Here is a 22,884-nt window from a genome sequence, read left to right on the forward strand (position 1 = left end):
TCGCCGTCAAATCTTATCTAACCAGACATGGTAGAAGCGGGCATGGATAAGATCCGTATATTTTATTTTGTAGAAGAACCGAAATCCGTAATTTTAAGCTTTATATCAAAAGTAACTGGAACCTGGCTGAAAACTTCATCCCAATTACCTTTAACCTCTTTCCATTTATGAGGATATTTAATGGAGAGATGTTTCCCGAAACCAGCTACATCTACTTTGTATTTCGCTTGCATTTTCGACATCAAATTATCGATCATTTTTTTCAATCGTGCTTCAAAAACCTTCTCTGCTGCTTCTAAATAGGCCATTTCGGATGGGTTTTCTTCTACATCCCAATTCTCAATTAATCTCCCGTTTGATTCAATGTCAACGTGAAAGGATAAATTATCACCTTGTAATTTTACAGTCGTTTTACTCTTCATCGATTTTATTTCATAGGTAATCGTCTCTTTTCTCCAATCATAGCTTTTAATGACTCCGCCTTTACCCGTACCTTTAACCCAAGATATGCTTTCTACATTTTCTTGATTGAGATCACCAATCCACTTGCCCGTATCCCCCTTAATAATACCGGCTCCTGCAAATTTGATTTCACCCTTTGAAGTGAAGATATTTTGCAGCAAGAAGCTTTGCTTAGAATGAATCAATCCATCCAACTGTGTTAGATTAACCTCAGGCATTACTTTATTTGTTCTATAACTATTTTGAGTCATAGAGTTAATCCGAAAGGATGGAACCACTTCCGGCTGGTCGCTAAGAAACGTATCATAAGCTCTGCCCTTACTGAAGAACACCCTGCAACTGGGACGTATATCATTATCACGGAGCACAAAGTCCATCAATTGATCCATATTTTGCCGCTGAGCTAATTTTGTTGATACAACAATCACTTTAAGATGATGTCCGATGACTGGACGATCACGACGTGTGGAGTATTGACGCATAATTTCGAATACTGAATCCCCTGTTAATCTCAAGTTTGAATATTTCAATAACTGCTTTTCTTTCGATTTCTCTTTTCGTCCAAACGAATTAATCGGCACGATTTGCACAGTAGCGGTAATTACATTTTTCTTATAATAATTTGCTCCCTGACTTTCTAAATCCCGTTCCGTTGCAACCCGTTCGCCTACATCTAATGCTAGACCTGCGTAAACACTTAAATCCTCGATCTCTTTACTGCTCCAGCAGCCTTGTATGATAACAAGCGAGGACAATAGAACAATAATTAGCAAGAACTTATGTCTATACATTCTGTTTTAAAACCTTCTTTCTCAATATGAACATGAATGAAAGGAAGACTGGCACGAGAAAAAACAATACAATCCCCATCTTGCCTATCATGTCTCCCAACTTAAAAACCTCATTCATTCGCTGTGGCAGCAGCGTCATAATGAACATGGCGGGTATTAATCCAAATATCACTGCTTGAATTTTAAAGCCAAACACCTGAGAAATGCCTAGTGATGCATTGTAATAAAAGCTGGTGAAGTTGCAAAATAATTGCATCATCCAGATGACCAAAAACGGAAACTCAAAACGTTCAAAAATTAACCCGGCAATTTCAAAGCTTCGTAGCAGGTCAATTGTTGGCCATGTGCTATTCAAAACGGAATCTACACTCATTCCTCCAATTACGACAATGACAGTCATAAGATATAGCACAAACGGAATGCCTATTCCTACAAAAGTAGCTTTCACTGCCCGCTCGGGATGCTGCATGTGTGCAACAAGAATCATGATGGCTTCGAATCCAGTAAAGGTAAGCACGGTAGACTTCAAACCTTTAAAAACCGGTAGTAAGCCTTCGCTTAAAACAGGACGTAAATGATTAATATCGAACAACCGAATACTGAGGAAATAAGAAAGCACCAGTATGAGGATACTGATCGGGAAAATAATTTGAAACACTCTTGCAATCGAATTAATTCCACCAAAGCAAATATAGGCGCCTACCCAAATAAAAGGAATGACAATCGCCCAAATCGGTGTTCCTTCCAGCAAATAATACATGGTAACCTCTGCAAATACCCTAACCTCGAATCCAGCAATAACGATGAAATAAATAATTAAGCACAAACTTAACACGCCGCCGGGAACCGTGCCAACGATTCGTTTAGCATATTGATACACCGTATGTTTAGGAAACTGCTGGCTTAATTTCACCATAACTAACGCTGCCAGCATGACGACAAAACCACCTAATATTACAGATAACCAAACATCAGGAGTTTGCGCAGCTTCGATTACACTTCTTGGCAAAGTCAAAATACCTGCACCCAGAACTGAATCTGTTACAAATATCGAGGTTTGTGTAGTGGTGATTTTATCATCTGTCCGTATAAACATCGCTGTCCCTCCAATCGAAGCGGCTATGAGATTCGATTCTTGTCCTGCGTCTTCATCATTTTCGGTCGTTTTTTCATTAAAGGTAACGGAGCACGAATAAACAAATCCTTCCAATCATTAAAGCGAAACGGTGAGATCGGTGTAACATATGGGACGCCAAAGCTTTTCAGCTTGCTTAAGTGGCCGCATAGTAACAAAAAAAACAAAATCGTTCCAAACATCCCCAGCACTGCAGCGCATAACATGCCTCCGAATCTTAAAATCCGCAACGTAATTCCTGCGCTATATACGGGAATGGAGAAAGAAGAGATTGCAGTCACAGCAACCACGATGACCAAAAAGGGGCTAACAATGCCTGCTTGTACTGCAGCCTCACCGATGATCAAGCCTCCAACGATGCCCATTGCGGGTCCAATCGGTTTGGGTAACCGTATTCCGGCTTCGCGCAATATTTCGATAGAGATCTCCAGAATCATTACCTCTATTAAGGCAGGAAAGGGAACGCCTTGCCTTGCTTCAATAATGCTGATCGCCAGCTCTGTCGGGATTAATCCGGGGTGAAAGGAAATAAATGATATGTATAATGCTGGTGCCATCAGTGCTAAGAATGCTGCAAAAAAACGCAGCATCCGCAATAAAGTGCCAGGAAGCCAACGGTCATAATAATCCTCTGGCGATTGCAGCAGCATACTGAACGTTACAGGAACAATAAGAGCGAATGGAGTGCCGTCCAATAGAATAGCTATCCTTCCTTCCAATAAACCGCTAATGACGCGATCGGGCCGCTCTGTATTATGAGCCTGCTGAAACGGACTAAGGTAATCATCCTCTATGAGTTGTTCTACATAACCAGCTTCAGCGATGAAATCCATATGGATGGTTTCAATTCGATCTCTTACTCCCTGGAGAAGGTCTGGATTAACAATATCTTTCATGTATGCTATAACTAATTTTCTTTTTATTCGAGCTCCTACCACATAGCTATTGATTTCCAGGCTCTCATTGTAGCCTTGTCTTCGAAGCATCAATGTATTCTCGCTTAATACTTCTGTGAAACCGATACGAGGACCGCGAAGTAATGCTTCCGAGCTTGGTTCGTTAATCTCCCTGGACTTCATATTGGACGAGTGAATGAGGAGTGCGCTTGGCATACCTTCTATAAGCAAGGCACTACACCCCATCAGAATGGATTGATTTAGTTCATGAAGCTCTACAGCTTCATAAGCCTCACAAACAGGAAGTACCTTATGTAGAAGATACGTCGCTAACAATACCGAACTTATGTCTGTTAAGTCCTTCTCCGAGTCTGACATTAAAATGTTCATAATATGACCGTTGATCAGTTCTTCATTCTGCAGCCCGTCAATAAAAATAAGCACGGCTCGAGCTTGAAGCTTGGTTGCTTCAAATTCACGGAAATGAACATCGCTATTATTGCCTATGAGTTGTTTGATTGCATTCAAATTGTCTTCATAATTGATCGACAAATTTGTATAATCTGTCTGATCGTTTCCATGATTATCTTTCTGGGATGGAGCACCGTTCTTTGTAACTAACGATCTTAGAAATTTGTTTAGATAATAAATACCTATGGCGATAAACATACTTAGGAAAGCTTGCGCGAATATTTTCCAATCGGGAAGTTTCGATATTATTGCAGCCCACATGGCAATCATTCCTTTCCAAAGTATCTTTCAATTAACTTGCCCTAGAAAAATTCTTCTTATTAGATGATTGTGGGGATCGTTCTTTCTTGAGAAAAAGACTGTGATAATATACTGTTTGTGATATAAACTATTTATAGTTTTAAAGCGGCTGATGCTAGGGAGCTATACATACATTGGCTCACTACAATAAAAGGAGCATGAACGATGGCTAACGTGCAGAGCAGACAAAGAGAGATCATCTGCCAATTGGCGAGCCGCGCATGGAATGAACCGCTGCTGGACAGCGGGCTTTGGCGGCATGATGATATTCGCAACAACCTGTATGATGCGTCTTACTTGGTGGCTGCCTCTTCCGATTCAGTATGCAGCGATAAGCTGGGAATAAACTCTCGGGAGGCGATGGCCAAAGCGGTCAGCGTTTTCGAGCGTGTACTGGAGCTTCAGGACAAAAACAGTGCAAGAGATACATATGGTCATTGGCCTCTTGGTCTCGGCGATAAGCCTGACGAGGCGCAGCCCAATCCGCTTCCGGCTGAGCTGATGGGTGTACTGATCGTTTACTTCCAGCAGCAATACGGGGCACAGCTTCCTGAGTCTCTCAGTCAATCACTGAATGAGGCGATTGAAGCATTGTACCAAAGTGCTTACTATCGTGAGCCTGTGAAGGCATTTAATCATCATGAAGCGAAGTATACGGCGACGAAGCTTATTTTCGGATATCGCTTCAAGGATGAAGAGCTGTTGGAAAGAGGCAGGCTGGATTTGCAGCAAACTTTGGACCGCGTGAGGACGCTAGGTTTACCGGAATACGGCGCGCTTCCTTGGTTCTGGCATTGGATTCAGGCGTTCACCTGTGCTTATGAAATCATAGCTGTACATGACATTCGCGAAGATCTGGCCTCGCTGTTGAATGAGCTTTGGAATTACCGAGCGACCTACTACTTGAAGGGGGCATGGACGGGTGGACGGATGCGCAGCTTAGGGCATGATTTGCCAAGAGACGGCAATGTCGCATTCGATTATGTTCAGTTCGGCGACTTTTCCTTGCCGCAAGCGCTGACGCGAGTCGAATATGCGGGACTACTGTTCTACCCAGCACCAGAGAGTGCTATACGTACAGCGATGAACAGAGATCTGCCTCAAATCATCGAGCGAGTCATTACGCCTGCTGGTGAAGATGTGAAGCGATCGCTGCATAGCTACCTGTACGTGGATAAAGGTTTCGCCATGGGCGGAATCAGGGAACGCGTCAAGGAGTATGACAACGAGCAGCATCGTTGGGGCATTGATTTTCCATTGCGCCAAGACGGTGGCGTGAACCGTCTGTACATCATGCAGCCGGGCGAAGGTTACAACGATGGCGATCCGCGCCATGCCGGGGAGTCGGGACAACTATTGTTCCATCGCAATGCAATCATCGCTTTATTTCCTTTCGCGCAAGGCGAGGACGGAAGGCTGGTTGGCGTTCTTCCGAAGGGAGAATGGATGCGCACAGACCATTCGCTCTTTGGACGCATTGATGATGTGTTCATCGCTTTGTATTTGCTCCATGACTTCACGCTTGTCGAAGAGGTTGACCGTATCGCGCTAACCAGCCGGGGACTTGATGCTGGCGGCGTAGTCGTAGAAGCAGTAAGCGCTGATACAGCAGCACGCAAACACCTTAACAGCTTGAAGGACTTTATGGAGGAAATGGCAAACCATAATCCGTTATGGTCAGGTGGCTTTCATCAGTCGCTGCGAGTGGAATATTCGAACTTGGATGGAGAAATATTGGCGTTAACTCTTCACGAGGAGCCGCAACGAACCCGGCGGAACATGAACGATACAGTAGAGAGCGAAGGTGATGTAAATTGACAAGCTCGGTTGGAACGCGAGAAACCTTGATCGGCTGGTTCGAGGAGCCGCGCTTAGCGGGAGCAGCCTTGTACACGAAGAATGGAAACGCTGTAGATTGGAAGAGGATAGCGAATGATTCCCTCTATGCCGACATGATCAAGGAAATAAAGGATGAGGGAGAGCGGCTGCTGACAGAACCGATACCGGAACTGACTCAAGAGTTGTATGCGCTGTTCGAAACGACGGGCAATCGACTGTCCTATGAAGGTCTTTACTTCAATCGGAGACGGAGACTAACGACATTTGCGCTGCTGTCTCTTCTATATCCGGATACTGCGGCGTATAGAAGCGCGCTTGAACGAATCGTGGAAGCGATCATAACTGAACCGACCTGGTGTCTGCCCGCGCATATGAAAGGTCACATCATCGGGAGAAATATCGATCTGTTCGCCGCGGAGACCGGCTTTGCGTTTTGCGAGATTTTATCGATGGCAGGCGATTTATTGCCGCAGACTCTGAGGGATGAAATGTTGGAGCAAGTGGATCAGAGATTGTTTATCCCTTACTTATGTTACGGCCCGTATCATTGGGAGACGGCGGATCATAACTGGGCGGCTGTATGCGCAGGATCGATTGCCTCAGCCGCATTGCTTGTCGAACGCGATAATGAGCGACTCGCTCAAATGATTGTGAAAGCGCTAGACACGATGGAGCATTATTTGTCCGGCTTCGGCGCGGACGGGGCTTGCCTGGAAGGGCCGGGCTACTGGAATTACGGTTTCGGCTATTATATTTATTTCGCTGATCTGCTGTATAACGCAACAGGTGGCCGGGCTAGCTTGCTTGATAATGCGAAGGTCAGAGAGATTGCGATGTTCCAGCAACGAAGCTATTTAACCGGTAATAGGCCAGCCAATTTTTCTGATGCGATGCCTAGTGTAAGCGTTCACATCGGGTTATCCGATTATTTGGCCGTATCCTTTGATGAAGCGGAGCATCCGCCCCTCTCCATCCGTGCTGCATTTAGCGAGGATCATTGCATGCGTTATGCGCCTGCCTTGCGGAATTTGATCTGGTATCGTCCAGAGGCGGCCAGACAAGCCGATTGGAGTCCGGCCAGCTGGTACTTGCCAGACGCCGAGTGGCTTATATCGCGCAGCCGATCAAGCGTAGGCAGCTTCGGCTTCGCGGCTAAGGGAGGCAACAATAACGAGCCGCATAACCATAACGACGTCGGCCATTTTATATTGCTCGCGGATGACGATCCGGCATTTGCTGCCGATCTAGGCGCTGGGGAATACACGGCACAATATTTTGGTCCTGATAGATACAGCTATGATTGTACTGGCGCGCAAGGGCATTCGCTTCCTGTCGTGGGGGGGAGACTGCAGCAGACGGGAGCCGGCAGTATGGCCTCCGTGCTTGAAGCGCATACGAGCGCGGATGAAGATCGGTTGGAGCTTGAACTAGCTAGCTGTTATTCGGATGTTGCCGAATTGTCCTCTTTCAAGCGGCAGTTCATATGGCGCAAGCTTACGCGGCCGGTTCTCGAGCTGACAGATTCATTTCGATTCACGGACAAAACGCTGTCCATCGTGGAGACCGTCATTACACGTTGCAAGCCATCGTTGCTCGAAGACGGGCACATACGTCTTCAAGGGGAACAACGACATGACGTTGCCCTCGAGTTCGAAGCTGGACGGTATGACGTAACGATCGATGAGATACGTTTTTCCAATCATTTTGGCCAAGTAGAAAGCTATTACCGCATTCAACTGATCGTGAAGGACGAAGTTTCGAGCGAGCCTGTCTATAAATTGTTATTCAAATTTTGATTGTTCAACCATTGCTATGGGTTAATGAAGCCTGGGAGCAAGCCGTCACGAAAGTAAGGCGGACTAGCGGCCGACGGCTGGCTTCTGGCCGGGATTGCTGTGGCTGCTGCATGAGGGCAGCGAGGAAGCTTCATTCCGGATCATTGCCGAGCAATGCGAGCAACGGCTGGACGATGTGCTAAACGGTTAGCGAATATATTTAATAGAAATCTTCCGGTCTACAGCGGCAACAAACAGTTGCGGCTGGAGATCGGATTTTTTTTGCGAAGCAGGGCATGGACGCGGCAGAATTGTGCTACATGTTGCGGAAGAGTAAGTGCAATTATTTTCCGCCGTTATCGTCCTGCTGCTAGCGATTGCTGCAACAATTATCCATTTGCCAGCGTTTTACAATTAGGAAGCGTCAGTGACGACTCAGTGAGAGGATGAAAGGCAATGTTAAAGCAACTGAAGGTGCGTATACGAATGACAGGTTTGCTATTCATTGCTGGCCTGCTGTTAGCGTCATGTTCTGCAACGAATGAGCAACCTGGAGAAAATTCGCTCTCCGCGAGTTCGGGATCTGTAGCCTCGGAGGCCCCGCCAACCGCAGCGCCGGTCAGCAACGAGCCGGATTTTAAGCCAGAGCAATTAGCATCCATTCCAGGTAAAGACATCTATTTGTATAGTCAACAGTCAGAAGGCGTTACGCTGCAAGTTGGCGAAAAGGAGCAGTCGTTTGATTGGATTTATGCGACGCCAAGAAATATTCCACCGCATATGAAAGCATTGGATTACGATGGAGATGGGGAGGACGAACTGGCAGTAGACTTGTATATGGGCTCCGGAACAGGCGTCTCTGTTGAGCAATTGCGCGTGGTAGAGCTGAATGATACAGGGCTAGAAAACGGACATTTCTTCAAGGACCATGTCTATATTCCAGACGTATACTTAGGGCAGCTTCATGATGCGGTTGCTTTTAGTTTGTCGAAGGCGGATGATGCGTTAAGCGGCTTAATCACGATAGGTGATCATTTGTATACCGTTAATTTAGAGCCTTATGAAACGCCGGATTTAGGATCGATCAATGAGGGTTTGGTGTTCGGAAGTATTGTCCGTTTCTCCTTTGAGGACAAAGTCATCAAGGCGGAATTCGGATCCGGCATTACTGCCGGATCAGCGGTTTCTCCCACATATATTGGCGTAATTCAAGGAGATGTTCTGTACTCAGATGGACAATTTCAACTGACGAATATACAATTTGCAGAAACAGATAGTATCCAAATTGAGCATTGAAATTCACCGATCGTTATGATATGATGATGAAAATTTTTGATAACAGCGTTGATGAGAAGGAATACAATGCGCTTCATGTCCAGAGAGCAAGGGAATTGCTGCAACCTTTGCCTTAAGCCTTGTAGATCGTCGTCTCTGAGCTATTCGAAGGAAAGCAGAGTGCATCTACTTCAGATGCATATGGATTGCGAGTAGAATCGAACGGATTGGCACTCGTTACTGTGCTGCAGGCAAACTATTTTGCCTCATGAGACCGAAATGACAACATTTTGGTGAATCAGGGTGGTACCGCGAAAAGTTAACCCCTTTCGTCCCTTTGGCTATAGCAGCATATGCTGCCGCCATCGGATGGAAGGGGTTTTGTTGTTGCTATTATCAACGATATAAATGCGATGAAGAGAAGAAGTACAAAGGCTTTATGTCCAGAGAGCAAGGGGAACGCTGCAACCTTTGCCTTAAGGTCCTGTACAAGTCGTCTCGGAGCTGTTGAAGGAAACCGCGCCTGTCGTTATTCCACCGCGAAGGCTAGCGAGTAGTAGAATCAACCGGAATGGCACACGATATCGTGCTGCAGACAAGTCGTATGTCTTGTCTCATGAGGCTGGAATGGCAACATTTCGGCAAATCAGGGTGGTACCGCGAAATGATAACCTCTTTCGTCCCTTGGCTTAGCAGCTGTATGCTGTCGCCAACGGATGAGAGAGGTTTTTTTATTTAGCTAAGTTTAATCGATAGAAATAAGCGATGAAGAGAAGCGTTTACGAATGCGTTATGTACAGAGAGCAAAGGAAACGGTGCAACCTTTGCCATAAGGCGCGTGAACGGTCGTCTCGGAGCTGTTGAAGGAAAGCCAAGACGGGCAGAAGCAATGCGTTGTTCGTCCATTTGGCGAGTAGACTTAACCGGATTGGCACACGTTAACGTGCTGCAGACAGATCGAATGATCTTGTCTCATGAGGCCGAAATCGCTACAATAACATTTCGGTGAATCAGGGTGGTACCACGAGAAGCTAACCCCTTTCGTCCCTTTGGCTGGCAGCGCATGCTGTCGCCATGGGAGGAGAGGGGTTTTTGATTTGCATAAATACTAAACCAATGGAGGGATTGGAATGAACAAAGGAACAACGGATTACATTAGTGGGTCGGAGGCGCTTCTGCGCTGTCTGCAGGCAGAGGGTGTGGATTGCGTATTCGGCTATCCGGGCGGCAGTGCGCTCTACATTTACGATGCAATGGTAGGCAATCCGGACTTTAAGCATATATTGACTCGACATGAACAAGGGGCGGTTCACGCAGCCGACGGTTATGCGCGCTCGACAGGCAAGGTCGGCGTCTGTCTCGCGACATCCGGTCCTGGTGCGACGAACCTCGTTACAGGCATTGCCACGGCACATATGGATTCCGTGCCGCTTGTTGTTATTACCGCTAATGTGTTCCAGTCGTTGAAGGGCTCGGATGCGTTCCAAGAAGCGGATATAATATCTATCACGATGCCGATTACGAAGCATAGCTATTATGTCAGCGATGCCGAGGAGCTTCCACGTATCGTTCATGAAGCGTTCTTTCTTGCGAACAGCGGCAGGAAAGGCCCAGTCCTGATCGATATACCAAAGGACGTATCGAATCAGAAGCTGCATTACAAGCCGCACAAGCACAAGGAGATCGATATTCGGGGGTATAATGCTTCTCCGTCACTTGATCTTATGCAAGTTGATGAACTGCTTGAAGCGATTGCCGTATCGGAACGCCCGGTTATTATAGCAGGGGGCGGTGTCGTCTATTCGGGCGCAGCAGATGAGCTGCTAACTTTCGCTGAGTTGACAAGTATGCCTGTAGCGACGACGCTGCTTGGTTTAGGCGCATTCCCAAGCGCGCATGAGCTATGGCTTGGCATGCCTGGCCACCATGGCACGTATACAGCTAATATGGCGATTCAACAGGCTGATCTCATTCTGTCCATCGGCTCGAGATTCGACGATCGGGTCACGATGAAGGTAGACGGCTTCGCGCCGCAAGCGAAAGTAATTGCCCATATCGATATCGATCCGGCGGAGATCGGCAAAATCGTCAAGACGGATATTGCTTGTGTCGGAGATATTAAAGAAGTGCTGACTCACGCGAATAGGAGTGCTCGCAGTGCTTGGTCGGCGCAATGGATCGAAGAGCTTAAGCTCAGCTGTCTGAAGCATCCGTTGCGCTATGCCGATTCAGATAAAGTACTGAAGCCGCAATTCGTCATGGAGTTGATTAGCGAAACGACAGGCGGCGAAGCGATCATTACGACCGATGTCGGCCAACATCAAATGTGGGCAGCGCAGTTCTATAAGTTCAAATATCCGCGCTCGCTCGTAACTTCGGGAGGTTTCGGCACGATGGGCTTCGGATTCCCGTCGGCTATCGGCGCTCAGATCGGCAATCCGCACCGGCTTGTCGTTTCCATTAATGGCGATGGAGGCATGCAAATGTGCGCACAGGAGCTGGCGATATGTGCGATTCATCAAATTCCGGTTAAGATCGTCGTAATCAACAACCAGGTGCTCGGCATGGTTAAGCAGCAGCAAGAGCTCATGTACGACAAACGGTTCAGTCAGATCGACCTTGCCGGCAGTCCGGACTTCGTCATGCTTGCCGATGCTTATGGGGTTAAAGGTCTCAGGGCCAGCACGAAAGCGGAAGCTGTGCGCATATGGGAAGAGGCACTGGCAACCCCTGGGCCGGTATTGCTGGAGTTTGTTATCCCGTCGGACGAGAATGTGTATCCGATGGTGCTGGGGGGGACGACGCTCGATCAGATGCTGCTCGGAAGCTTCGATTCGTAATTGCGGCCCTCGGCTTCCGCGATGCCGAAATGTTGATCGAGTTTCTCGGCAATTCCCGGTTGCTCGTAGAACGCGATTTTGTTATCAATAAGCTTCAGGTGATTAGCCAAATCGTCTATTTGCTTTAGTACGGCTTGCCGATGCAAAGTCAGCATTTCCTTGCGTGGATGAATCGTTCTGCCGCCTTCCTTGGCCCATTCCATATATTTCTTGATTTCCTTGATCGGCATCCCCGTATCTTTCAAGCAGCAGATGAGCGCAACCCAATCCAGATCGTTGTCGGAAAATGATCGGTTGCCCGATGAATTGCGGGAGATAAAGGGGAGAAGGCCCTCTTTGTCATAATATCGGAGCGTATGCGCGGACAGTCCAAACTTCGCGGCAACCTCATTAATCGTGTATGGCATATTTATTTTCATCCTCTCGCTTGACTTCGAGTTAACTCTAAGTGATAGCCTTACTTTAGACCGAAATGCTTCTATAAGCAAGCGGTTAAAAAAACAGGTTAGAGGAGAATGCAGAATGGGCAATACGACCACAATCGCGCTAGTAACCGGCGGAAGCCGCGGTTTAGGCAGGAATTCGGCCATTGCGCTGTCCAAGAAAGGCATCGATGTCATTGTGACTTACAATAAAGAGCAGGAGCTCGCCGATTCCGCCGTAAGTGAAATTGAAAGCAATGGAGCAAAGGGTTATGCGATGAAGCTTGATGCAGGAGATGTGTTTTCTTTCGAAGCATTCAGGTCGCAGCTGCAAGCTGTGCTTAAGGAACAATGGAATCGGGATCATATCGATTTTCTAGTCAACAATGCGGGTTTCGGCATAAATGCGCCGATTGCCGATACGACTGTCGAGCAGTTCGATAGCTTGATGAACGTTCACTTTAAAGGGGTATTTTTCCTTACGCAGACGCTGCTGCCGGTTATGAACGATCATGGCGGTATCGTTAATATTTCCACGGGACTGACGCGCTTCTCCATGAAGGGCAGTGCAGCTTATGCGGCAATGAAAGGCGCAATCGAAGTGCTTACGAAGTATATGGCGCAGGAGCTGGGCGAGCGCGGCATCCGCGTTAACGTCGTTGCGCCCGGCGCGATTGCGACCGATTTCGGCGGCGGACGCATAAAGTCGAACCAAGGTCTAAGGGACCACATCGGATCGATTACAGCGCTCGGACGAGCGGGCGAAGCCGACGATATTGGCGGCGTGGTCGCGGCACTTTGCACGCCGGAGCTCGCTTGGGTCAACGCTCAACGTATCGAAGCATCCGGAGGTATGCTTTTGTAAGTTAGCTGCAATAACGAAGAAGAACGCAAGGCCGAGGCTTCTAAAGCCCTCTGCCTTGCGTTCTTTTGGATTAGGATTCGTAAGGAATCGTTTGAATAGTGCCATCCTCATTGTAATGCAACTCTGTAAACTTAACGCTTCGCTTATTATCCGCACCGCCCGACAGCGAGCTGTCATGATAGAATAAGTACCACTTTTCATTGAACTGCACGATCGAGTGATGCGTAGTCCAGCCTAAGACCGGTGTAAGAATCGTTCCCTGATATACATAAGGCCCCTGGGGATCTTTGCTGATCGCGTAGACGATCTTATGCGTCGTTCCCGTGGAGTAGGACAAGTAATAGTATCCGTTGTACTTATGTACCCATGGGCCTTCGAAGTATCTGCGGTCTTCGTCGCCTGCCGGTATCGGATTGCCATCCTCGTCTACGATTGAGATTTGCTTCGGCTCGCTCTTGAACGTTAGCAAATCATCGCTAAGCTCAGCTACGATTGGACCGAGCGCCGGTTCAGACGCTGCCGGGCCTTCCGCATCTTCTACAAAGGAACCAGTCTGCCATTTCTCAAGCTGACCGCCCCATAATCCGCCGAAATAAATATATGCCTTATCGTCTTCGTCGATGAAGACGGCCGGATCGATGCTGAAGCTGCCAGGAATGTAGTCCGGCTGCGCCGTGAAAGGTCCCGCAGGCGATGTGCCGGTTGCTACGCCTAGTCGGAAAATATCGTCATGATCTCTAGCCGGGAAAAATAAATAGTACGTATTGTTGCGATAAGCCGCGTCAGGTGCCCACATTTGCTTTTTGGCCCAAGGAACATCTTTAACGTGAAGCGCTTCGCCGTGGTCAACACACTCGGAATTAACGTCATCCATTGAGAGAACGTGGTAATCTTCCATATCGTATTGGTCGCCGTTATCATTGGATGTCATCTCGTGATCGAGATCGTGGGAAGGATAAATATAAAGCTTGCCATCGAATACATGGGCAGAAGGGTCAGCGGTATAGATATGGGTTACTAAAGGCTTGTTCGGTGTAGTCATCGTTTCCTCCTAGTGAGTTCCTATGTTCGCGAAACCGTTTTCCTCCTTATTCTATCAAACAACGCTGCCCATTAAACCCTAACAATGTTTTGTTTTTAGCCCAAAATATTTAGATTTTCTCCCAAGCTTCCGTGATTAGCTCGCCGTTAAGGACAGCTGCAGCTAGCGACCCCATAGATGCGGCGGCAATCGCTTGATACATCTCTGTTGCGGCGTCTCCGGCGCTAAAGACGCCGGCAACGCTCGTCTTGCCGAAGTTGTCGATGACGACGGTTCCGGAATCGGTCATGTTGCAGCCAAGCATTTCAGGCAGTTTGGAGCCGGCAGCGAGCTTCGGAGCGAAGAAAATGCCCGTGCAGCTAATAATGCTCCCGTCTTCCAGCCGTATTTGGTTTACGATGCCGTCGTTTGACTCAATTTGCCCGATCGGCGAAGAATAGACGGCAACATTATGCCGGTTCAGCTCCTCGCGCTGCTCCTCGGACAGCTCGTCGGGCCCATTCGAGCATATAACCGTTTGATTCGTCCAACCGGTGAGCATCTTCGCGAGATGATGCGCTCCCTGCCCCTTCGCAATAATGGCGAGCGGCTGATCCCGCAGTTCCCAGCCGTCGCAATAAGGACAGACGAAAGCGCTCTTGCCATATACTTCTCGCAATCCATTGATCTCTACCGGCAGATCTCGTTTGCCAACGGCGAAGAGCAGCTTTTTAACATAGTATACCGCCCCTTGAGACGTCGTAATCATGAATCTGCCATCCGAACCGGATACGGCTGTCGCAGTTTCGTCGACGAAACGAACGCTAGGATAGGCGCTTATCTCCTCGCGCGCTACCTTCCTGAAGTCGGCGGGCTTAATGCCGTCGCGAGTGAGGTAACCATGAGTTGCATGCGTAACCCGATTGCGAGCCCGTCCCTCATCGATCAAGACAACGGTTTTTCTTGCTCTGCCCAGCACAAGGGCTGCACTCAAACCTGCAGGCCCGCCGCCGATAATACCTACATCCATCAATTGTTCCATTATAATCTCCCTTTCGGATCGTTAATTATAGACTTTCAATATCCATTATAGACTTTAATTATCCATAATTCAATGCGACGTTATCAAACTAAAGAAAAGGCTGCCCATGCGGGCAGCCTTCGTACTTTATTCGCCCCTAACATAGGCAAGCAGCTTCTGCAGCCATGTTAGGTTGTTTTGGAGCATTTGATAGGCATGCTCAGAGATAAGCTTGACCGGCACAAGCTTATTCTCCGAAATGTCGTGAAGAAGCTCGGGATCGCTATTTTCGATGAGTTCTATTCGTTTGGCCATACGATCGATCGATTCCTCAATGAGATAAGCCAGCTTGTGCTTATCGACTTTATCGAGAAATAGGAGCGAGGAGTAGAGCGTTGTTACGTTCGTGACGTTTTGGAAGACGGCATAGATGTCATCCTCCAGCGCCTTACGTCCTTTATCCGTTATGCCGTAAGTCGTTTTCTCGGGACGATTCTCCGATTGAACGACTTTAATTTTTTTGATTAAGCCTTTTTTGGCAAGTACCTCAAAATGATAATACAGCGTTCCATCATTAATGGATATGGCGCTGTCCAATGATTTGAGCACCTGCTTCTTCAGATCGTAGGGATGGCGCTCACCCTCGCTTAACGTTCCTAATATAAAAATTTGAAGTGTCATTATGGCCTCCTTAGCAACGGCAGACAAAAGGGCTGGCAGGACTATGAATCGTCTGCCGGCCCTTAAATTCTATAATAGCACATTAGAAAGCGTAATAATTACGTAAACTTTACATCATGATTGGCTGTGCAGCGGGCGGTTGCTGGGTGCCGCTTGGCTCTGCAGCTTCTTGAACGGCCTCCGATTTGCCTCCTTTGATAGCATGAATAACGGTATTGATAACAAGCGCGCCGACTGCGACAAGAGCAAGCCCGAGCACATAATAGCCTGTTCGGCCTCCGCCGAATAAGTTGTTGTAGACCAATTGAACATTGTAGAACATTGGCGTAACGTGGCTAACGGCTTTGAAGAAACCTGGCATCATATCTTGCGGCATCACAGCGCCGTTACTGACCGTTTGGCTAAGCAGGATCGGCAGGTTCACCAGCATGCCGGCCTGGCCGAGCAAGATGCAGAAGATGCTTGTGAATTCGATGGCTGCGAACATTTCCAGCGACTGAGTAAGCCACATATGAACAAACGTTTCGAAGCCGTAGCCTTGAACGGCAAAATAAATCGATATTCCAATGAGCGGAAGGATAAGCGACAGCAATACGTTAACGCCCTGCAACGACATGAACGCCTTCCACTTGCCGAGCTTAGACTTCAGCTCATTCAAAGCGCCAATGCTCATCATGGAGTAGATCATGGCAGCGGCATAGATAGACATCGTTAGAAACATCGGCGCCATCTGATTGTGCATCCCGGCAGGCGGTTGGTTCGTCATAACGATACTAGCCGCAAACTTGTTCTGAATCGCTTCTGTCATTTGCTTTGACTGCTCCTCAGGGACGTTCAGCGATTGCAGCGCACCTTGCGTCGACTGAGCGAGCAATTGCGAGCTCATTTGATTAGAAATTTGATCGGCTACGCTCTGGACGGTGCTGACGACAGAAGCAGGATTGGATTGATTAATGAAAAACTCAAGCTTTGCTTGCTCGCCCTGCTCTGACAGCTTCTGTGAGAAATCGGCCGGGATATGAATTAGAAGATGGGAGCTGCGGTCATCAAGTTGTTTCTTAGCATGATCCAACGAGTCATCCATTATGACTTTAAGCGGCAACTGTTCTTGCATTTGCTTTACGAACTCGTCCCCGTATTGCGCATCCTCATTGACGATGGAAACGGTAAGCTGGTCTACATTTTTGGGAATAGCGCTGTAACCCGACATGAAAATAACGATCATTACGACTTGATAAAAAACCATCATGAAAATGCCTGATGCAATCCCTTTGTGCTTCAAAAAACTTTTCATAGCTCCACTCTCCGCTCTTAATCTATACTCTATATAATATACTTTAATTAGAGTACTCTGTATGTAGTTTGTTGTCAAGTTCAATGGCAATGGACCAAGCATGCAGCGCTTGTACGTGAGCAAGTGCAAAAGTCCAAAAAATGATGCCTCTTATCTAAAAAATGCTACCTATAACGACCGCGCGCCAATTGCTACTATTTAATCGAAGGCTAGTTAGACGTCGTAACGAAGCAAAAAAACGATTCGGGAGGTAACATTCGTGAGGAAGATGGCAACCGTATTTATTGTTCTCGTCTTAGTACTGAACGGGTTCGCGACAATGGTTCATGCTGATTCGTCATCTGCGCCAGAAGGCTTGAATGGCATAATGACAGTCAATTCTGCTCAGTTGAGCTGGTCAGCCGCAGAAAATGCAATCGCTTACAATTTATACCGGGCACAAAGCAGTTCAGGGCCATACGAGAAGGTGAACGATGCTTCTATTGCAACAGCAAGCTATACGGACAAAGGTTTGGCGTCGGATACAACCTATTATTACAAGGTGTCCGCGCTAAGGGAGAGCGGAGAATCAAGTCTATCCGCAGAATTTGCAGGCACGACGGTTGTGGCCCTCGGCCCCAATGTGAAAGTCTATGATCCGACGATGGATATAGCAACGATCCAGTCGGAGGTTGATGACATCTTCGCCGAACAGGAACGGGCGGAGTTCGGTCAAAGCCGTTATTCGCTACTATTCAAGCCAGGCGTCTATAACAATCTGAACGTGAGAGTCGGCTTTTACACGCAAGTAGCAGGCCTTGGCCAAGACCCGGACGATGTGCTTATTAACGGCGGCGTCACGGCCGATGCCAAGTGGGACAACGGCAATGCCACACGCAATTTTTGGCGTTCGGTGGAAAATTTATCGTTTAAGCCGCTTGACCTGACCAAAAATCCGCCAACGCTGACCGATGCGAAGTGGGCGGTGTCGCAGGCTGCGCCGATGCGGCGCGTGCATGTGCTTGGGAAGATTAATTTATTCGACTTTACATCAAGCTGGGACGCGGGCTGGGCGAGCGGCGGCTATATCGCGGATTCTATTATCGACGGCACCATACTTCCAGCATCACAGCAACAATTTTTCTCCCGCAATAATGAGTATACGAGCTGGTTGAACGGCGTATGGAATATGATGTTCGTCGGCGATACGAACCCGCCTGAAGGAACATTCCCGGCACAGCCTTATACAGTCATCGATGAAACGCCGGCGATTAAGGAAAAGCCTTATCTCTATATCGACGATAGCGGCGAATATAACGTTTTTGTACCTTCACTGCAAACCGATAAAGTAGGCGTTAGCTGGAAGGACGGCTCGACTCCAGGCGACTCACTGCCGATTAGCGATTTTTACATTGCTGATCCCGAGAGCTCGACGGCGGACGATATTAATGCGGCCCTTGATAATGGACTTCATCTATTGTTTACGCCAGGCTTCTATTACTTGGACGATACGATAAGAGTAGAGAATCCGGACACCGTCGTAATGGGTCTTGGATATGCTTCGCTTGTGCCGACAACAGGATTGCCGGCTATGACGGTTGCCGACGTTGATGGAGTAAGCGTATCTTCGCTCTTCTTTATTGCCGGAGAGGAAATGTCTCCATCGCTTCTAACCGTTGGAGAGGAAAATTCAGGAGTCGACCATTCCGCTAATCCGATTCTTATTGCGGATCTATTCTTCGGTATAGGCGGATTTCTTCCAGGCAGCGCGGACGTCGGTCTTATCGTGAACAGCGACGACGTCATTGGCGATCACTTCTGGATTTGGCGCGCAGACCATGGCGCCGGAGCAAGCTGGGATACGAATATAAGCAATAACGGTATAATCGTGAACGGCAAAGATGTGACGATCTATGGGTTGTTCAACGAGCATCATGAGCAATACCAGACGATCTGGAACGGCAATGGCGGCAGGCTGTACTTCTATCAGTCCGAAATTCCATATGACCCGCCTTCCCAAGAAGCTTGGATGAGCCATGACGGAACCGTTAACGGCTATGCTTCCTATAAGGTTGGCGACGATGTAACGACTCATGAGGCGTGGGGGCTTGGCATTTATTCCTTTTTCAGGGACGCTGACGTTGACTTGGAAAATGCGATGGAGGTTCCGCAAGTAGAAGGGGTCAAGATCCATCATGTGACAACGATATGGCTGAACGGCGTGGCAGGCAGCGAGATTACGCATATTATTAACGGCACCGGCGGCAAAGTATATGCCAACTCGCCGGCAAGCGCGATGCGCCAGACGGTTACGCATTATACGACAGGCGACAGCGAAGCGCCTACCGAACCGACAGACTTAACGGCGCTTGCGGTATCCAGCAAGCAGATCGACTTGACCTGGACGGCTGCAACCGACAATATCGGCGTTGAAAGCTACGATATTTATCGCAATGGCGTGAAGGTGGGTACTGCGAACGGATCGTCCTATAGCGATTCGGGACTTAAAGCGAAGAAGGAATACAGCTATACGGTCGTAGCGCGAGACTCCGCAGGCAATCAATCGGAGGCCAGCAATGAAGCAAGCGCCGTGACGCAAAGAGAATTAACGACTTACAATCAAAGCGAATGGACAGCAACGGCCTCGTCCGGTACCGGCAGCGTCGGCAGTCTAATAGACGGCAATGCAAGCTCGCGCTGGAGCTCGGGAACGCCGATGGTTCCAGGACAATACTTTGCTATCGATATGAAGTCGGCCAAGCAAATTTCACGCTTGTCGATTACGTTGCCGGCAGGCAATAACGACTATGCGCGCGGTTACGAGATATACATCTCGCAAGACGGCATCGATTGGGGTACGGCGGTCGCAAGCGATTCGGGCAGCGCGTCCATCATCGTTGACTTCGAAGAAGCATTAACGGCGCAATTCGTTAAAGTCGTGCAGACGGGCTCAGCCGGAAGCTGGTGGGCCGTCGATGAATTCGGCGTTTACACGGATACGGAGAAATCGCTTGATCGGAAGACATGGACGGCAACGGCTTCGCCGGCAGGCGACTCTACAGCCAATCTGCTTGACGATAAGCCTTCAACCCGTTGGAGCTCTGGTACGACGATGGTTCCCGGCCAATCGATCGTCATTGATATGAAGGCAGAGCAAAGGTTTAACAAAATCGTAGTGGACTCTAATGGAAGCAGCAACGATTATTCACGTTCTTATGAAATCTATATTTCTGACGATGGCGCAGAATGGGGGACGGCGCTCGTTGCGGGAAACGCGAACGGTCCGCTCATTGTATCCGATTTTGCCGATCAGACGGCTCGCTATTTGAAGCTCGTTCAGACGGCGACGAATAGCAGCTGGTGGTCCATCCATGAGATTATCGTTTACCGTGACGGTACGGTGCCAGTGACGGTAAGTGAACTTGAAGTAGCGGCCGCTGGCGGAGCGGAGGCGATTACGGCGAAAGGAGGAACGCTCCAAATGACGGCGCAGGCGCTGCCGGTCTATGCGGATGATACGGACGTCGTTTGGTCGATCACAGGAACAGACGATGAGGAGACCGATCTCGCGACGATTAGCGCAAGCGGTCTGGTAACCGCACTCGATAACGGTGCGGTGAAGGCAGTTGCCACGGCGGTTGACGGTTCGGGGGTAACAGGGAGCGCGGTCATTGAAATAAGCGGCCAACATCCGGTCACTGCAATAGTCGTAACGGCTGAAGACGATGCAACATCGATTACAACCGCAGGCGGAGAGCTGCAGCTGTTCGCAGCCGTTTCGCCGGACAATGCTGACGATCCAGGCGTAATCTGGTCCGTGACGGGCTCTAACGGAGATGAGACGACAGCAGCGGCAATTAACGATAACGGCGTTTTGACCGCCCTCGATAACGGTACAGTCAAAGCCGTAGCTACGGCAATCGACGGAACGGGGGTCACAGGCAGTCTTACGATTGCGATTAGCGGACAACATCCGGTAACCGATATTGAAGTAACAGGAGCAGGCGGAGCGTCAACGATTGCGACAAAAGGCGGTACTTTGCAGTTGAATGCCGAAGTTCGGCCTTCGGATGCGGACAATAAAGAGTACGTTTGGTCGGTAACCGGAACGGACAGCTTGCCAACGGCACTGGCAACGATAAGCAGTTCGGGTCTGTTGACCGCGGTCGATAACGGTTCTGTGAACGTTGTGGCGTCTGCAACAGACGGCTCTGGCGTAACGGGTATCCTAACCGTAGATATTAGCGGCCAACATCCCGTAACAAGTATTGCAGTAACAGCGGCAGGCGGTGCAACTGCGATTACAGCTAAGGGCGGAACGCTGCAGCTGAATGCCGACGTACTGCCAGCCGATGCGGATAATGATACGGTAGTATGGTCAGTTGCGGCGCCTGACGACACCCCGACAGATAAAGCAACAATAAGTGTAGACGGATTATTAACGGCCGTTAAGAATGGAGAAATCAAAGCAGTTGCGACAGCAGCGGACGGCTCGGGCGTCACTGGCACTATTGTTATTGTCATTAGCGGTCAGAAGTCGCAAAATACAAGCAATCCTCCAGTGGATCAGCCATCCGTCCCTGAGCAATCGGGAGAAGATACCGAGCTTGTGCTGCAAGGCGAGAAAGCGGTAGCGGAGCTGTCTCCTGGGGAGACGGAGGCGCAACTATCGGTAGACAGTATCAAAGCAGTTGGCAACCATCCCGTTGTCATTCAAGCGGATGACGTGTCCATCACGATTCCGAATGCTGTTCTTGCGCAATTGATCGGTTTGGTTCCTGGGGCGATAGACGCTAAGGTCACCATTCGCATTCATGGCGCAGCACAGGCAGATACACCTGCCGGTCCGAACCTGACGTTCGGCGGCCAAGTGTTCGAACTCGATCTTTTTCTTACAGATAAGGACGGTAAGCAAGTGAAGCTATCGTCTTTCCCTGAACCTGTCGTCATTACGCTTCCTATCACTTCTAATAATGTCGATAAAGAGCTGCTCGGCGTTTATTACTACAATGAAGCGACGAAGGTGTGGGAGTATGTAGGCGGGACGGTTGATCCGTCAGGGACAGCAGTCGTCGTCAGCTTGCAGCACTTTAGCAAATATGCGGTTATGGCCTATAACAAGTCATTCACTGATGTGCCAATATCCCATTGGGCATATAAGACGATCAAAGTGCTCGCTTCGAAACATATTGTGAATGGCGTGACGGAGGTATCTTTTAATCCTGCCGGACAGACGACGCGCGCGCAATTCGTTACGATGCTTGCTAATGCGCTCGGGCTGACAAGCGATAACGGGGTTACGCCGTTCACCGATGTGGATGCTCAGGGTTGGTACGCAGGAAGTATTGCGGCTGCATATAAGGCCGGGTTAGTAACAGGAGTATCGGAGACGAGTTTCGCTCCGAATGCGACAATCACAAGAGAGCAGATGGCGATATTGATGGTAAGGGCTTATGAGCTGGCGAGCGGCAAGAAGGCATCGGATCAAGCAAGCTTGGCAAGCTTGAAGGACGGGGAGAAAGTTTCCGTTTGGGCTGCGGATGGTGTTGCGAAAGCTATCGAGTTGGGCTTAATGAAGGGCCAATCAGCAGCGTTGTTCGCTCCTCAGGATCAAGCGAGCCGCGCGGAAACGGCGCAAGCGATCTATAATTTATTGAACAAGTTGCAGCGGATATAGAATAACGGACGAGAGCAGAGAGGCTGAACCTGAGCAACGGCAGGTTCGGCCTCTTCGTCATTCTAATTGTGAACATTGTATGCCAGTCCGGATAAACCTTCATTTTGCGCCGATAGGTTGGTATACTTGGGACAAGTAGC

At 48.6% G+C, this 22,884-nt stretch carries 14 protein-coding genes; 6 read left to right on the forward strand and 8 right to left on the reverse strand.

Features of this window, described 5'->3' with window-relative positions:
- Window positions 1-62 precede the first annotated feature (62 nt).
- The 3 genes from V8F51_RS06115 to V8F51_RS06125 are packed head-to-tail and all read right to left on the reverse strand — an operon-like array spanning window position 63 to window position 4,016.
- A complete protein-coding gene (locus tag V8F51_RS06115; RefSeq protein WP_337099221.1) occupies window positions 63-1,253 on the reverse strand; it encodes a Ger(x)C family spore germination protein in 1,191 nt (396 codons plus the stop codon).
- On the reverse strand, window positions 1,246-2,349 hold the full coding sequence (locus V8F51_RS06120; protein WP_337099222.1) for a GerAB/ArcD/ProY family transporter: 1,104 nt from the start codon (window positions 2,347-2,349) through the stop codon (window positions 1,246-1,248). The genes V8F51_RS06115 and V8F51_RS06120 overlap by 8 nt, the downstream gene beginning before the upstream one ends.
- 23 nt (window positions 2,350-2,372) lie before the next feature.
- Entirely contained in the window at window positions 2,373-4,016 is a 1,644-nt protein-coding gene (locus V8F51_RS06125; RefSeq protein ID WP_337099376.1) for a spore germination protein, read from the reverse strand.
- A gap of 204 nt (window positions 4,017-4,220) precedes the next feature.
- Here V8F51_RS06125 and V8F51_RS06130 point away from each other — a divergent pair, with 204 nt between their 5' ends.
- From V8F51_RS06130 to ilvB, 4 genes are all read left to right on the forward strand, one after another.
- Window positions 4,221-5,873, forward strand: a complete 1,653-nt coding sequence (locus tag V8F51_RS06130; RefSeq protein ID WP_337099223.1) for a hypothetical protein — start codon at window positions 4,221-4,223, stop codon at window positions 5,871-5,873.
- Entirely contained in the window at window positions 5,870-7,690 is a 1,821-nt protein-coding gene (locus V8F51_RS06135) for a heparinase II/III family protein (protein WP_337099224.1), read from the forward strand. Before V8F51_RS06130 ends, V8F51_RS06135 begins: the two co-directional genes overlap by 4 nt.
- A 435-nt stretch (window positions 7,691-8,125) precedes the next feature.
- Window positions 8,126-8,965, forward strand: a complete 840-nt coding sequence (locus tag V8F51_RS06140) for a hypothetical protein (protein ID WP_337099225.1) — start codon at window positions 8,126-8,128, stop codon at window positions 8,963-8,965.
- Window positions 8,966-10,074: 1,109 nt separating this feature from the next.
- On the forward strand, window positions 10,075-11,784 hold the full coding sequence (gene ilvB, locus V8F51_RS06145) for a biosynthetic-type acetolactate synthase large subunit (protein WP_337099227.1): 1,710 nt from the start codon (window positions 10,075-10,077) through the stop codon (window positions 11,782-11,784).
- On the opposite strand, the gene V8F51_RS06150 is transcribed toward ilvB, so the two are convergent.
- Window positions 11,754-12,191 carry a MerR family transcriptional regulator gene (locus V8F51_RS06150; RefSeq protein ID WP_337099228.1) on the reverse strand — a complete coding sequence of 146 codons (438 nt, stop codon included), beginning with the start codon at window positions 12,189-12,191 and terminating at the stop codon, window positions 11,754-11,756. The two genes, ilvB and V8F51_RS06150, sit on opposite strands and share 31 nt — an antisense overlap.
- Before the next feature lie 115 nt (window positions 12,192-12,306).
- Here V8F51_RS06150 and V8F51_RS06155 point away from each other — a divergent pair, with 115 nt between their 5' ends.
- The gene (locus V8F51_RS06155) at window positions 12,307-13,071 is read left to right on the forward strand and encodes an SDR family NAD(P)-dependent oxidoreductase (RefSeq protein ID WP_337099229.1); all 765 of its coding nucleotides are present in this window, start codon (window positions 12,307-12,309) and stop codon (window positions 13,069-13,071) included.
- A gap of 70 nt (window positions 13,072-13,141) precedes the next feature.
- Here the strand turns inward: V8F51_RS06155 and V8F51_RS06160 are convergent, their stop codons facing one another.
- The 4 genes from V8F51_RS06160 to V8F51_RS06175 all read right to left on the reverse strand — a co-directional run bounded on the left by V8F51_RS06160 (window position 13,142) and on the right by V8F51_RS06175 (window position 17,088).
- Window positions 13,142-14,113, reverse strand: a complete 972-nt coding sequence (locus V8F51_RS06160; protein WP_337099230.1) for a glycoside hydrolase family 43 protein — start codon at window positions 14,111-14,113, stop codon at window positions 13,142-13,144.
- A 109-nt stretch (window positions 14,114-14,222) separates the two neighbouring features.
- On the reverse strand, window positions 14,223-15,134 hold the full coding sequence (locus V8F51_RS06165) for an NAD(P)/FAD-dependent oxidoreductase (RefSeq protein ID WP_337099231.1): 912 nt from the start codon (window positions 15,132-15,134) through the stop codon (window positions 14,223-14,225).
- Window positions 15,135-15,260: 126 nt separating this feature from the next.
- Complete coding sequence (locus tag V8F51_RS06170) at window positions 15,261-15,794, reverse strand: PadR family transcriptional regulator (protein WP_337099232.1); 534 nt, start codon at window positions 15,792-15,794, stop codon at window positions 15,261-15,263.
- A gap of 109 nt (window positions 15,795-15,903) precedes the next feature.
- Window positions 15,904-17,088, reverse strand: coding sequence for a YhgE/Pip domain-containing protein (locus tag V8F51_RS06175; protein WP_337099234.1), 1,185 nt, complete (start codon window positions 17,086-17,088; stop codon window positions 15,904-15,906).
- A 268-nt stretch (window positions 17,089-17,356) separates the two neighbouring features.
- On the opposite strand from V8F51_RS06175, the gene V8F51_RS06180 reads away from it, so the two are divergent.
- The gene (locus V8F51_RS06180; protein ID WP_337099377.1) at window positions 17,357-22,744 is read left to right on the forward strand and encodes a discoidin domain-containing protein; all 5,388 of its coding nucleotides are present in this window, start codon (window positions 17,357-17,359) and stop codon (window positions 22,742-22,744) included.
- Window positions 22,745-22,884 lie beyond the last annotated feature (140 nt).

This window comes from Paenibacillus sp. YIM B09110 (genome assembly GCF_037167145.1).
Lineage (GTDB): Bacteria > Bacillota > Bacilli > Paenibacillales > Paenibacillaceae > Pristimantibacillus.